The 13,818-nt window shown below is 63.9% G+C and carries 12 protein-coding genes; 3 read left to right on the top strand and 9 right to left on the bottom strand.

Annotated features, from left to right (window positions below; all coding sequences use genetic code 11):
* Positions 1 to 89 precede the first annotated feature (89 nt).
* The 7 genes from K1X80_RS05870 to K1X80_RS05900 all read right to left on the bottom strand — a co-directional run bounded on the left by K1X80_RS05870 (position 90) and on the right by K1X80_RS05900 (position 7,113).
* Complete coding sequence (locus tag K1X80_RS05870; RefSeq protein ID WP_057960594.1) at positions 90 to 1,007, bottom strand: GTP-binding protein; 918 nt, start codon at positions 1,005 to 1,007, stop codon at positions 90 to 92.
* The gene (locus K1X80_RS05875; RefSeq protein ID WP_120731706.1) at positions 1,004 to 2,740 is read right to left on the bottom strand and encodes an amidohydrolase; all 1,737 of its coding nucleotides are present in this window, start codon (positions 2,738 to 2,740) and stop codon (positions 1,004 to 1,006) included. The genes K1X80_RS05870 and K1X80_RS05875 overlap by 4 nt, the downstream gene beginning before the upstream one ends.
* 132 nt (positions 2,741 to 2,872) lie before the next feature.
* Positions 2,873 to 4,054 carry a pyridoxal phosphate-dependent aminotransferase gene (locus K1X80_RS05880; RefSeq protein ID WP_057960592.1) on the bottom strand — a complete coding sequence of 394 codons (1,182 nt, stop codon included), beginning with the start codon at positions 4,052 to 4,054 and terminating at the stop codon, positions 2,873 to 2,875.
* A gap of 21 nt (positions 4,055 to 4,075) precedes the next feature.
* Positions 4,076 to 4,765 (bottom strand): ABC transporter permease, encoded by a 690-nt coding sequence (locus K1X80_RS05885; RefSeq protein ID WP_057437876.1) that lies wholly within the window; start codon positions 4,763 to 4,765, stop codon positions 4,076 to 4,078.
* A 12-nt stretch (positions 4,766 to 4,777) separates the two neighbouring features.
* On the bottom strand, positions 4,778 to 5,491 hold the full coding sequence (locus K1X80_RS05890; RefSeq protein ID WP_057437878.1) for an ABC transporter permease: 714 nt from the start codon (positions 5,489 to 5,491) through the stop codon (positions 4,778 to 4,780).
* Positions 5,492 to 5,509: 18 nt separating this feature from the next.
* On the bottom strand, positions 5,510 to 6,283 hold the full coding sequence (locus K1X80_RS05895; protein ID WP_057960591.1) for a transporter substrate-binding domain-containing protein: 774 nt from the start codon (positions 6,281 to 6,283) through the stop codon (positions 5,510 to 5,512).
* A 47-nt stretch (positions 6,284 to 6,330) separates the two neighbouring features.
* Positions 6,331 to 7,113, bottom strand: a complete 783-nt coding sequence (locus K1X80_RS05900; protein ID WP_038446245.1) for an ABC transporter ATP-binding protein — start codon at positions 7,111 to 7,113, stop codon at positions 6,331 to 6,333.
* A 234-nt stretch (positions 7,114 to 7,347) separates the two neighbouring features.
* Here K1X80_RS05900 and K1X80_RS05905 point away from each other — a divergent pair, with 234 nt between their 5' ends.
* The 3 genes from K1X80_RS05905 (at position 7,348) to K1X80_RS05915 (ending at position 12,156) form a co-directional block, all read left to right on the top strand.
* A complete protein-coding gene (locus tag K1X80_RS05905) occupies positions 7,348 to 8,232 on the top strand; it encodes a LysR substrate-binding domain-containing protein (RefSeq protein ID WP_057960590.1) in 885 nt (294 codons plus the stop codon).
* Between the two features lie 118 nt (positions 8,233 to 8,350).
* Positions 8,351 to 9,958: a 5-guanidino-2-oxopentanoate decarboxylase gene (locus K1X80_RS05910; RefSeq protein ID WP_186626329.1), complete on the top strand. Its 1,608-nt coding sequence runs from the start codon at positions 8,351 to 8,353 to the stop codon at positions 9,956 to 9,958.
* Between the two features lie 164 nt (positions 9,959 to 10,122).
* The gene (locus K1X80_RS05915; RefSeq protein WP_120731713.1) at positions 10,123 to 12,156 is read left to right on the top strand and encodes a c-type cytochrome; all 2,034 of its coding nucleotides are present in this window, start codon (positions 10,123 to 10,125) and stop codon (positions 12,154 to 12,156) included.
* Positions 12,157 to 12,188: 32 nt separating this feature from the next.
* On the opposite strand, the gene K1X80_RS05920 is transcribed toward K1X80_RS05915, so the two are convergent.
* Together K1X80_RS05920 and K1X80_RS05925 are read right to left on the bottom strand one after the other, a co-directional pair.
* Positions 12,189 to 12,470, bottom strand: coding sequence for a hypothetical protein (locus tag K1X80_RS05920; protein WP_057960587.1), 282 nt, complete (start codon positions 12,468 to 12,470; stop codon positions 12,189 to 12,191).
* Complete coding sequence (locus tag K1X80_RS05925; RefSeq protein WP_057960586.1) at positions 12,458 to 13,726, bottom strand: aspartate aminotransferase family protein; 1,269 nt, start codon at positions 13,724 to 13,726, stop codon at positions 12,458 to 12,460. Before K1X80_RS05925 ends, K1X80_RS05920 begins: the two co-directional genes overlap by 13 nt.
* Positions 13,727 to 13,818 lie beyond the last annotated feature (92 nt).

Consider the following 13,818-nt stretch of genomic DNA (forward strand, 5'->3'; position numbering starts at 1 on the left):
TAAGCGGGGAGACGGGAAAAACGTCGGGCATTTTCAAGGGCCGGGGTAGCAAGGTCAAGGCGGCACTCTGCCTTCATCGTCATCCGCGCTTACAGTTCCTGCATCTCCTGCAATTGCGCCTCCAGCGTTTCCCGCAGCCCGCTATCCCGTCGGGCGATAAACACCAGTTGCGCCGAGTCCTGCGCGTGCTCGCCGCTGGCCAGGCTGAACTGGCTGCGGTTGCCCACATGTTGCAACCAGAAGGGTTGCTCATTGCCCTGTAAATGCACCAGGCCTTTAAGGCGGAACAAGTCCTTGGGCAGTTGCCCCAGCCAATCGCGCAGGGCTTTGGCCGGCAGGGCCTGGGTGGCTTGCCAGGTCCAGCTTTCGAACAGTTCGTGGTGCGGCGTCGGCACGGGAGTGAAGCCGTTGCGCGGGGTGCGCTCGCCCAGCAGCAGGGCATCGGGGATCTGCGCCTGCACGGTGCTGATCACGCGTGTGCGGGCACCGATAGTTGCGCGCAGGCTTTGCAGTTCGGCGGCGCTGACCAGGTCGGCCTTGTTCAGCAACACCAGGTCGGCACAGGCCACCTGAGCCCGGGACAAGCGTGCGAACTCACCCTCCAGGGCGCCATAGCCGCTGGCGTCCACCAGGGTGATCACCGTATCCAGATGCAGGTGCGCCTTGAGCTGTGGATAACCCAGGGTTTGCACAATGCGTTGCGGGTCGGACACACCGCTGCACTCGATGACGATACGGTCCAGGCGGGGGCGCAGTTGGCTCAGGCTCACCAGCTGCGCCAGCAGGTCCTCTTGCACAGTGCAGCAGATGCAGCCGTTCTGCAGGCTGAACACGGCGTCGGTGACTTCGGCGATGATCGCCGCATCGATGTTCAGCTCGCCGAAGTCATTGACGATCACCGCCATGCGCCCATGTTGCGGCTGCTGGGCGATGCGGTTGAGCAGGGTGGTCTTGCCTGCGCCGAGAAAGCCCGAAACTACCGTGACTGCAATGCTCTCGCTATTCATTCGATCACCGGCGGCAGGCCTTGCCACACGGCTTGCAGCGCCGTGCCTTCAAAGGTGTTGAGGCGGTCGTACACCGGCCGACCATCGACCAGGGTCAGCAGCACCTGGGTCTGGTGGATGTAGTTGCGCGCCGGCTGGGCGAACAGGTCACGGTCGATCACGATCAGGTCGGCGCACTTGCCCACCTCCAGGCTGCCGGTGGAGTGCTCCAGGCCCATGGCGTGGGCGCCGTTGAGGGTCGCCACTTGCAGTGCCTGTTCCAGGGTGATCGGCTCGCCGAAGCAGTCCGGTTCCTGGTTCCAGGGGTTCTGCCGGGTGACCATGGTTTCCAGGGCCAGCCACGGGTCAATCGAGGCCACCGGCCAGTCGGTGCCCATTACCGCCAGGCCGCCTTCGGCCAGCACGCCTTTGAAGTCGTAGATGCGCTTGAGGCGCTCGGCGCCATAACCGGAGCGGGCGCCGCTGGCAAACGGCGTCGGGTACCAGGCCGCCGGGGAGAATTCGGCGATCACATTCAGCGCCTTGAAGCGCTTGAGGTTGCCCGGATGCAGCAAGGTGCTGTGGGCGCATTGGTGACGAATGCCGCTGTCACCGTTGACCCGCCGCGCTTCGGCGACCGCATCAAGGAATACATCGGAAGCGCCGTCGCCGGTGCAGTGGGCGATCACCCGCAGGCCACGGCGGTCCATGTCCACCACCATGTCGGTGATATGTTCCGGGGTCAGGTTGAGCTTGCCGCGCCAGGTGGAGTCGGCCGCCCAGGGGGTCATCAGGTACGAAGACTTGGGCTCCACGGTGCCGTCGAAGTGGAATTTCACCGCGTTGGCGTTCAGCCGCGCGCTGCGATAGTAGTGACGCTCGCCGCCGAGCAGTTCCCAGCGCCGGCGCACCGGGAAGATATCGTCCTGCCAACTGATCGCGGCTTCCACGCGCAGGCTCAATTCGCCCGCATCGTCCAGCTCCTTGAGGGCGTCCAGACGCCGCTCGCAGACGTGAACATACTTGGTCGCGGTAACGCCACGCGAGCTCTGGAAATGCACGCCGTCGCGATAGGCCCGGCGCAGCACCGCCACCGGGGTCGGCGGCATGGCCGCGTGGATCAGCGCGTAGGCACCGTCGATCATCAATCCGTTGGGTTCGCCGCTGAGTTCGTCGCGCTCCATATAGCCGTTGCGCGGGTCGGCGGTGTGGCGGTCGATGCCGGCCAGTTTCAAGGCGCAGGAGTTGACCATCATGGTCCCCCACATACGGTCCAGCAGCGCCACCGGGCGGTCCGGCATGATGCTGTCGAGCCATTCGCGCCCTGGGGTCAGCCCGGCTTCGCGGAAGGTGTAGCGCACCCAGTATTGGCCGTAGATCCAGCCATCGCCGGGGTGGGCATCGGCGTAGGCGTGGATCGCCGCCGCCAGTTGTTCGGGGGTGGGATCTTCGATGCCCACATCCAGGTCATCGCTGTAGCGTGGCGCCAGGGCGAGGTCGGGATGGGTGTGCATATCGTGCAGGCCGGGCATGCAGAATGCGCCCAGCAGGTCATGTTGGCGGGTCTGCGGGCCGATCAGGTGTTGCAGGTCGGCGAATGTACCGACTGCGATAAAACGTCCCCCGCGAATCGCCACCGCGTCGGCCCACGGCTGGGCCGGGTCGAGGGTGTAGAAGCGGCCGTGGTGCAGCACTAGGTCAGCGTGCTCGCCGACAACGGAGTGGGTGGAAGTGAATTGGTCGGAAGCGGTCACGGGGGAAACCTCAATATTCAGAAGCGGCGACGATCAAAGGGTGGGAGCTGGCTTGCCTGCGATGGCATCACCGCGTTGTGCCTGTGGGACCGAGTTGCCCGCATCGCGAGCACGCTCGCTCCCACATAAAGCTCAGCGGTTGGCGCGCAGGCCCTCGACAAACCCGGCAATCCGCTGGCAAGCGTCTTTGAGGGTGTCGTCGGCGACGGTAAAGGAGATGCGCACAAAGCCTTCGGCACTGGCGCCAAACGCCTGGGCATCGAGCACCGACACCCCGGTGGCGCGGAACAGCTGCCAGGCAAAGTCCATGCTCGACAGCCCGGTGCGGCGCACGTCCACCAGCATAAACATGCCGGCCTGTGGCACCCGGCAATCAAGGTCGGCGATGCCACCCAGGCCGGCCACCACCAGGTCGCGCCGGCGGCGATACACCGTGCGCGCGTCGCTCACCACCTCGTCATCCAGCTCCAGGGCCTTGATCGCCGCTTCCTGGATAAACCCGGGCAAGCCATAGAGCATGCACAGCAGCAGGTTATCCAGGTGGCCGACCAACGCGGTCGGCGCCACCACCCAGCCCACGCGCCAGCCGGTCATGGCGTGGGTTTTCGACAGGCTGTTGAGCACCACGGTGCGCTCGGCCATGCCTGGCAGCGAGGCAATGCTCAGGTGCGGCTGGTCGTAAGTGATCTGGCCGTAGACCTCATCGGAAATTACCCACAGGTCGTGCTCACGGGCGACTTCGGCCACCCACTCCAGCTCTTCACGGCTGTAGACGTTCCCGGTGGGGTTGCACGGCGTGGCCAGGGCAATGCCCCGGGTCTTGGCGGTAATGGCTTTTTCCAGGGCCGCGCGGGTCAGGCGAAAGCCGTTGGCTGCCGGTTGCTCGATGGTCGCGATGCGCGCCCCGGAAGCGTGGATGCACGCCTCATAGGTCAGGTACATCGGCTCCGGCACCAGCACTTCGTCGCCATGGCTGAACAGGCACAGCGAGGTGGCGAACAGGCCGTTTTGCGCACCGGCCACCAGGGCCACGTTATCGGCGTGTACGGCGATACCTTGCAGACGGCTTTGCTTGGCCGCAATCGCCTCGCGCAGGGCCGGTCGGCCGAGGACATGGGTGTAGTGAGTGTCGCCGGCGCGCAGGGCGTCGACGGCGGTTTCGCAAATGGCACTGGCGGTGGCGAAGTCGGGATCGCCGACGCTCAACACAATCACATCTTCGCCACGGCCACGGGCTTCGACGGCCGCGTAGTGAATATCCCAGGCGCTAACGGACTCGCCACTAATGCGCTCGACAAACGGTGAATAACGCATCCTTGTTCTCCTAAAATTGATTCAAGCCTGGCGCTGCGGGACTTTGCCCCAGCGCGAGAAGACGTGTTCGATCACGAACGCCAGGACAATGTAGATCACCGCCACGGCCAACAGTGGCTCATACACCCGCAGCGTCTGCGCCCGCACCAGGTTGGCGGCGCCGAGCAGGTCGGTGACGGCCACGGTGGAGGCCAGCGCGGTCGCCTTGAGCAGCAACACGGTTTCGCCCACCAGGGTCGGCTTCACCAGCTCCAGGGCCCGTGGCAACCAGACCCGGCGCAGTACCATCAGGCGCTTCATGCCAAACGCCCGCGCCGCTTCCAGCTCGCCCCGTGGCACCGCACGCAGGGCGCCGCGCAGCACTTCGCCGACATACGCGCCGACACACAGAATCAGGGCCAGGGCCACGTACCAGAAGCCTTCACGCAAATACGGCCAGAGGAAGCTGCCGCGAATCAGCGGGTAGCTGGCAAACACGCTGCCCACGCCGTAATACAGGATGTAGATCTGCACCAGCAGCGGCGTGCCTCGGAACACCGCGGTATAGGCGCGCAACGGCCCACTGATCAGCGGGTTGGACGACAAGCGCCCCAAGGCCACCAGCACCGCCAGCAAAAAGCCAAACACCCCGGACAAGGCCAGCAACTTCAGGGTGATACCCAGGCCGTGCAGCAGCTCGTTGCCAAAACTGTTGATCCATGAAAAGTCCATCGGCTGCGCTCCTTAGTGCTGCGGCATCCAGCGGTTGATCCGTCGCTCGAACACCCGGAAGGCGCCGTTGGAAATCAGGGTGATGATGAAATACACCGCCGCCACCGCCAGGTAGAACACCAGGTAATGCTTGGTGGAGCCGGCCGCCTGTTTGCCCACCGAGAGCAACTCGCTGTAGCCGACGATGCTGATCAGTGCGCTGTCCTTGACCAGCACCAGCCACAGGTTCGACAGACCGGCCATGGCAAACGGCAACATGCTCGGCAGCAACACCCGGCGCACCAGCAGCCAGCGCTCGATGCCAAAGGCCCGAGCCGCTTCCAGCTGGCCGACGGGAATGGCCTGGATCGCGCCGCGAATGATCTCCGCGGAGTACGCGCCCTGAACGATGCCCAGCACCAGCACGGCGGCGATAAAACCGTTGACCGTCACGCTGTCGCGGCCCATGGCGGCCATCGCCATATTCAGCAGGTCGGTGCCGGCGTAATACAGCAGCAAAATCAGCAGCAGCTCCGGCACCGCGCGGTACAGCGTGGTGTACAGGTTGGCCAGGCGCACCATCCAGCGTGGGCCCTTGAGCTTGATCATGGCCACCAGCAAACCGATGCCCAGGCCCAGCACAAAAGCCCCGGCGGAAATCTGCAAGGTCACCACCGCGCCCTGGAGCAGCGCGTTGAGCCAGCCGTCGGCGACGAACAACTGGGTGAGTTCGGACAAAGAAATCATGGCGCGTTCCGTTGGACGTTATTGCGCGGAAATATCGACGCTGAAATAGCGGCTGCGAATTTTGTCGTAGGTGCCGTCGGCCTTGATTGCCGCCAGCGCGGTGTTGAGCTGCTCGCGCAGGCGGTCGTCACCCTTGCGCACGGCGGCACCGATACCGGAACCGAACAACGGGTCTTTGGGCGCCAGGCCCTTGTCAGCCAGGCCACTGCCGGCATTGGACTTGAGCATCGGCTCGATGGTCAGCGCGTCGGCCAGCATCACGTCGATGCGCCCGCTTTGCAGGTCGGCGGTCATGTCGTCCTGGGTGTTGTAGTAGCGCAGGGTCGAGCCCTTGGCGTAGTAGGTCTTGAGGTAGGTGGCGTTGGAGGTCGAGCCCTGCACACCAATCAACTTGCCCTTTAGACCTTCGGGGGTGGTGACCAGGTCCAGGCTTTTGTCGGCGACCCACATGGCCGGGGTCTGGTAGTAGGGGGCGGTAAAGGCGATGACCTTTTCGCGCTCTTCGGTGATGCTTAGGGAGTTGAGGATCACGTCGATCTGGCTCGATTGCAGCGCCGGGATCAAACCGTCCCAGGACACTTCCTTGAGCGGGCATTGGGCTTGCAGGCGTTCGCACAGGGCCTTGATCAGGTCTGGTTCGAAACCGCTCCAGGCGCCATTGCCGGCTTTTTCGGAGAACGGCGGGTAGGGTTCCAGGGCGATGCCGAACACTATTTTTTCGGCGGCCACTGCGCTGTGGGAAAGCACGGCGAGCACGCAGCCGGCGGCGAGGGATTTCAGAGAGTTATGCATGGCTTGACCCTTTCGAAGTTATTGTTTTGAAGGATGGAAGCGGCAGTTCAAACGCGATTGTCCTGGGCCATGACGAACTGGCGGCAACGCTCGCTGGTGGGGTTCTGGAAGACTTGCTGGGGCGTGCCTTCTTCTTCAACCAATCCCTGGTGCAAAAACATGACCTTGCTCGATACATCCCGGGCAAACGCCATTTCGTGGGTGACGAGGATCATGGTGCGGCCTTCTTCGGCGATGCCCTGGATCACCTTCAGCACTTCGCCGACCAACTCCGGGTCGAGGGCCGAGGTGGGTTCATCCATCAGCAATACACGCGGGCGCATGGCCAGGGCGCGGGCGATGGCCACGCGCTGTTGCTGACCACCGGAGAGGAAGGCCGGGAAGGTATCGCGCTTGCTCGCCAGGCCGACTTTTTCCAGCAGGTGCTCGGCGTGGGCGATGGCGTCCTTGCGGTCTTCACCCAGCACATACACCGGTGCTTCGATGACATTTTCCAGCACGGTGCGGTGGGGCCACAGGTTGAAGCTCTGGAACACCATGCCCAGTTGCGTGCGCAGGCGTGCCACCTGGTCGGGATCGGCGATCAGCGGGTTGCCGGCGCGGTCCTTTTTCAGGCGCACTTCTTCGCCATTGATGCGCAGGCTGCCGCTGCACGGGATCTCCAGCAGGTTGATGCAACGCAGCAGGGTGCTTTTGCCCGAACCGCTGGAGCCGATCAGCGACACCACATCGCCTTCGTTGGCGCGCAGGGAAATGCCTTTGAGAACATGGTGCGCGGCATAGCTCTTGTGCAGAGCATCAATGGCGACCACCGGGGTGACTGGGTTCAAGGGTTATCCCTCTTTATTTTTGTAGATTAGGCAGTTTTCTGCAGGAGCCGGCTCCTGCGCAAAGCTGCACAGGCATGCAGTGATGAGGATCGAGAATAGCCACTGGCCACATGAGGTCAATCGAGCATTTTTCGCTCGATATTGAAATTTAATTCAACTGTCCCGCTCGCCAGTGGCTATGTCTGACGGCTGATTCCGGCTATGGTGCGGGTATCTTCGAGCAGGTGAACATCCATGCGTTACCCCTCCATGACCGCCTTGCGGGCGCTGGACGCGGTGGCCCGGCTGGGCAGCGTGTCCGAGGCAGCCGCCGAGCTGAACCTCACCCCCAGTGCCATCAGCCACCAGATCAAGAGCCTGGAACAGACCCTGGGGTTTGCCCTGACCGAGCGCACCGGGCGCAATATCCGCATCACCTGGCAGGGCGAGCGCTATGCCCGGGATATCCATGGGCTGCTGGCCAATATCCTTGAAGCCGGGCAGCGTTTCGATGGCCAGCAGGTCAGCGGGCGCCTGTGTATCAGCAGCCCGGCGGGGTTTGCCACCTATTGGCTGTGCACCCATATCGCCGACTTCCAGGCACTTTATCCACAGGTCGAACTGCACCTGATATCACCGCGCACCCCGGACGACACCAGCGACCACGGCGCCGACCTGTTTATCGCCTACGGCATGGGCGACTGGCCTAACCAGCATGTGCAGAAGATCGTCTCGCTGCGTTATTTCCCGGTGTGCAGCCCGCGCCTGGTCAACACCATGGGCGGCCTGAAGAACCCGGAACACCTGGCCGGCGCACCGCTGCTGCATATGATCGACTACTCCGACTGGCGCGTATGGCTGGCCGCCGCCGGGGCGCCGAATGTGGATGTGCAGCGTGGCATCGTGTTTGCCGATGCGCACTTTGTGCAGTCGGCGTGCATCGCCGGCCAGGGCATCGCCATGGGCGACAACCTGATCAGCGGCGAGGCCCTGGCCAGGGGCTTGCTGGTGCGGCCGTTCGAGACCGAGATCGAATCCAACCGTGGCTATTACCTGGTGGCCGATCACCAGAAAGTCGAGCGCCCGGTGGTGCAGGCGTTTGGCGAGTGGGTGAAGTCGCAGCTGGGTGGCGGGCTGTAGTGCGCGGCAATCCGTGAATTTTTTTTGCCAATGGCCGGCAAATTTTTTGCTTGTCCGCCCTCGGAGCGCCCCCTAAGGTCCGACCAATCGACACAGAACAATAAGAAGGAAATGAGCAATGACCACCTGTGCCCAGTCCCTGGTTCGCCTGCTGGAAGGTTATGGGGTAGATACCGTGTTCGGCATCCCCGGTGTGCACACCGTCGAGCTCTATCGCGGCCTGCATGGCAGCCGTCTGCGGCATGTCAGCCCGCGCCATGAGCAGGGCGCCGGGTTTATGGCCGACGGCTACGCCCGCGCCAGTGGCAAGCCGGGCGTGTGTTTCATCATTACCGGCCCCGGCATGACCAATATTCTGACGGCCATGGGCCAGGCCTATGCCGACTCGGTGCCGATGCTGGTGATTTCCACCACCAACCGCCGCGAACATCTGCGCCTGGGCCACGGGCATCTGCACGAGCTGCCGGACCAGCGGGCGATGGTCGCCGGTGTGTGTGCCTTCAGCCATACCCTGCAATCACCGGAGCAATTGCCGGAACTGCTGGCCCGCGCCTTCGCGGTGTTCAAGTGCGCGCGCCCGCGCCCGGTGCATCTGGAAATCCCCCTGGATGTGCTGGAGATGCCGGCCATCGACCTCAACCTGATGCCTCGCAGCCTGCCCGGCGCCCCGGCTCCGGCGCCGGCCTCGCTGCGGGCGGCGCTGAGCCTGCTCAATGAAGCGCGGCGGCCGCTGATCCTCGCCGGCGGCGGTGCCCGTGATTGCGCTGAGGTGTTGCAGCAACTGGCCGAACGCCTGCAAGCGCCGGTGGCCCTGACCACCAATGCCCGTGGCCTGCTGCCCATGGGGCACCCGCTGTTGCTGGATGGTGTGCAGTCGTCCAGGCATGGCCGCTCGTTGTTTGACGAGGCCGATGTGATCCTCGCCGTGGGCACTGAATTGGGAGAAACCGACTACGACTTCTTCGGCCTTGGCCCACTGAAATTCAAGGCACCGCTGATCCGCCTGGATATCGACCCGATGCAAGTCATGGGCGTGCAACGCGCCCATGTCGGGCTGCTGGGCGATGCCCGCGAAGGCTTGCAGGCGTTACTGGCTGCGGTCAGCCCGCCAGCGCCGAGCGGGCGTTGGGCACAGGACAGCGTGCAGCGCGTCAACCGTTTGGAACGCGAGAGCTGGAACGCCAAGCAACAGGGGCTGCAAGGCTTGCTGGACCTGTTGCGCGACAGCCTGGTCGACCCGCTGATCGTCGGCGACTCGACCCAGCCGGTGTACCAGGGCGCGGTGGGCTACCAAGCGCCGGCGGCCAACAGTTGGTTCAACGCCGGCACCGGCTACGGCACCCTCGGCTACGGATTGCCAGCGGCGATCGGTGCCAAGCTGGCCAAGCCTGAACGGCCAGTGGTGGCACTGGTCGGCGATGGCGGCCTGCAGTTTGCCAGCAACGAACTGATCGCGGCCCGTGAGGCCGGCATCGGTGTGATCCTGGTGGTGTGGAACAACCAGTGCTACGGCGAGATCCGGGACTATATGCAGGCCCGGGAAATCGTGCCGCTGGGGGTGGATATCCTGACCCCGGACTTTGCCGCGATGGCCCGCAGCTGCCACGTCGCCTATCACACGGCCGACACGCCACAGGCCTTGCACGCGCTGTTGCAAACCCTGGTCGACAGCCGTCAACCGGTGATGATCGAGCTCGACGCCGCGCACTACCTGCAAAACGCCTGAACCGCCCTCGGCCTGATCCATATCAACGGGCTCCCCTCGAAAATCCGCTACAACAAACCGGGGCTTACAAAGCCCCGGTTGTCCGCCTGATGACCTCATAAAAACGCAGACAAACCTGTACCCAGGGGCCAACCCCCCGGCCAGGTTATTAAAGGAATAATGCGATGGCCCTTTCTCTGTCACGTTTGGCCTGGATGGGGGCGACGCTGTGTCTTGCGCTTCCCCTGCACGCCAACGAACCCGCCAAACCCGATACCGAACTGATTGCCCAGGGCAAATACGTTGCCCAACTAGGTGACTGCATCGCCTGCCACACCGCCAAGCAAGGCCCCGAGATGGCGGGTGGCCTGGAGCTGAGCACGCCCATGGGCATCATCTACTCCAGCAACATTACCCCGGACCGCGAGACCGGGATTGGTGCCTATACCTTCGAACAGTTCGACCGTGTGATGCGCGAAGGCGTGACGCCGGCGGGTATGAACCTGTACCCGGCGATGCCGTATCCGTCCTACGCGAAGATGAGCGAAGAGGACATGCGTGCCTTGTTCGCCTACCTGATGCACGCCGTCGAACCGGTGAAACAGGCCAACCTCGAAGCCGACATGGGCTTCCCGTTCAACCAGCGCTGGGGCCTGGCGTTGTGGAATTTCATGTTCCTCGACAAGCAACCGTTCCAGCCCGACCCGGCCCGGGATGCCGTGCTCAACCGGGGCGCCTATCTGGTCCAGGGCCTCGGCCACTGTGGCTCGTGCCACACCCCGCGCGGTATCGCCTTCCAGGAAAAAGCCATGAGCGACGCCGGCAGCAGCGGCGAGCATTACCTGGGCGGGGAAACCGTCGAGCATTGGCGCGCCTTGAGCCTGCGCAACCTATGGACGGTGCAAGACACCGTGCAACTGCTCAAGACCGGGCAGAACCGCTTTGCCACGGTATCGGGCAACATGGTGGACGTGATCCGGCACAGCACCCAGCACTTCACGGATGCTGACCTGACGGCCATTGCGACCTATCTCAAATCCCTGCCACCGGGCAAGGATGACCTGCCGATGCCGGCCGTCGCCAAAGGCCCGGCCGAACTGCCCAAGGACTTGTTCACCAGCCGTGGCGGCCTGGGCTATATGCAGTTCTGCAGCGATTGCCACCGCAGCGATGGCGCGGGCGTGAAGGGCCTGTTCCCGGCATTGGCCGGCAACACCGGCGTGGTTGCCAGCAACCCGACCTCGTTGCTGCACATCACCCTGACCGGTTGGGAAACCGCCGAGACCGCCGCCCATCCACGGGTCTACACCATGCCGGGCTTTGCCAGGCTTGCGAACAACGAAGTGGCGGAAATCCTCACCTTTGTGCGCACACGCTGGGGCAACGAAGGCACGCCGATCAGCACCGCCCAGGTGAAGAAAATGCGTGACCAACTCAACCCGGTGAGCACCGACTCCTCGGCGTTCGAGACGCCGCGCCTGGCCAACCTGCTGGCAGCATCCAATGCCGATCAAGTGGTCCGCGGCATGCGCCTGCACCTGCAAACCAAGGAACTGCTGCCAGACAATGTCGGCAACGCGCTGAACTGCACCAGTTGCCATCTCAACGCTGGCACCGTGGCAGATGGCTCGCCGTTTGTGGGCGTGTCGGCCTTCTTCCCCAGCTACGCCCCACGTGCCGGCAAGGTGGTGAGCCTGGAGGAGCGCATCAACGGCTGCTTCCGCCGCTCGATGAACGGCAAGCCAATACCGCCTCAATCGGCGGATATGCAGGCGATGGTGGCGTACTTCGACTGGATGAAAAACAACACCAAGCCCGAGGATAAAGTCCCTGGCCGTGGTGTCGGCAAGATCGACCCGGCCATCAAGCCCGACCTGGCCAATGGCGAGCAGGTCTACGCCAAGCAATGCGCGGTGTGCCACGGCAGCGACGGCGAGGGCCTGGCCCGTGCCGACGGCAGCCTGGTGTACCCACCGTTGTGGGGCGACCAGTCCTTCAACATCGGCGCTGGCATGGCCCGCACCTACACGGCGGCCGCGTTCGTCAAACGCAATATGCCGATCGGCTTCCACGAGAAATTCCCGTTGGGCCAGGGCGGCTTGTCGGACCAGGAAGCGGTAGACGTTGCCGCCTACTTCTCGCAAAAACCACGCCCGGACTTCCCGGACAAGGTGAAGGACTGGCCGAACGGCGGTAAGCCGGTGGACGCGCGTTACTGACCTCAACCCTGTAGGGGCCGACTTGTCGGCTCCTACAGCGCCAGCCTGAATTCCCGGCTCATCCGATCCTGTTCTTGACGAGATACGTCCATGGCGTTGGCCAATGTCGGCCATTGGCGATCCGCAGGTGGCCGTCGCATTGGACGTGCGCCGCCCAATGTTCTGCCTGGAGCAATCAGTATCCGTTGCCAATCGCCACCTTTGGCGGCGATATGGGCTATGTCCTGTCCCAAACCCAGTACCTGCAGCACAGACAGGCCGAGGGTGACAGCCGCATCGCCTCGCTCCAGAGCCCGCTGGGTCATCTGCGACATGCCGGCGCGTCCAGCTGTGCCAGGCATTTCTCCAGAATATCCAAGCCTTCCTCCAACACCGCCGGCTCGATGGTCAGCGGGGCCAGTAAGCGGATGATATGCCGGGCCTTGCCGCTGGGCATCAGCAGCAATCCTGCGTCGCGGGCCAGGTTCAGCAGTTGTTGGAGTTGGGCGCTGGCTGGGCTGCCGTCGGGGTTGACCAACTCGATACCGCGCATGGCGCCGACGCCGGTCAGGCGGCCGAGGTAGGGCGAGATTTTTTTCGCCTGCCAGGCGGCATGGCGCCCGCAGATCGCGGCTTCCTGTTGTTCGCCCCAGGCTTGCAGGTGTTCGTCGCTCATCACATCCAGGGTGGCCAGGGCGGCCGCGCAGGCGATCGGGTTGCCGGAATAGGTGCCGCCCAGGCCGCCTTTGGGCAGGTTGTCCAGCAAGGCCTTGCGTCCGACCACGGCGCCCAGGGGCACGCCGCCGGCGATGCTTTTGCCCAGCAGGATCAGGTCGGGTTCGATGCCCAGGCGTGAGAAGGCGAAACGCTGGCCAGTGCGGCCAAAGCCGGATTGGATTTCGTCGGCGATCAACAGAATGCCGTGTTCATCGCACAGGCGCCGCAGGGCTCTGGCGAAGGGAATGTCGAGGGCCAGGAAACCGGCTTCGCCCTGCACCGGTTCGAGGATGAAACAGGCCACGTCGGCGATGTCGATTTCGACGCTGAACAGGCGCTCCATGGCTTTGAGTGCATCGTCTGTGGTCACGCCATTGTCTGCGCTGGGGTAGGGCAGGTGAAAAACCGGGCCGGGTAGCACGCCGACTTTTTGCTTGTAGGGCGCCACCTTGCCGTTGAGGTTGAGGGTGGCCAGGGTGCGCCCGTGGAAGCCGCCGTCAAAAGCAATCACGGCGGTGCGGCCGGTGGCGCCACGGACGATCTTCAGCGCGTTCTCGGCGGCTTCGGCGCCGCTGTTGGTCAGCATGCCGCTGACCGGGTAAGCCACCGGGATAAAGGCGCTGAGGCGCTCCATCAACTGGATATAGGGCGCGTGCGGCGCGGCATTGAAGGCGTAATGGGTGAGCCGGGTAGCCTGCTCGCGAATCGCCTCGACCACAGCCGGGTGGCAATGGCCGAGGTTGAGCACGCCAATGCCGCCGACAAAGTCGATATAGCGCTTGCCCTCGGTGTCCCAGACTTCGGCGTTGCGCCCGTGGCTCAGGCAGATGGGATGGACGATGGAAATCGACTGGCTGATGGTTTCGTGGCTCATGGATCACGGGCTCGCAAAGGGGCGGTTTGCGCCTATCTAAGCCGCGAGCGCGGTGGCCCGGCAAACGAAATAAAGTCGCCGGGTCATTCGCA

Origin of the sequence: Pseudomonas sp. So3.2b (assembly GCF_019464415.1) — a bacterium.
Lineage (GTDB): Bacteria > Pseudomonadota > Gammaproteobacteria > Pseudomonadales > Pseudomonadaceae > Aquipseudomonas > Aquipseudomonas shahriarae.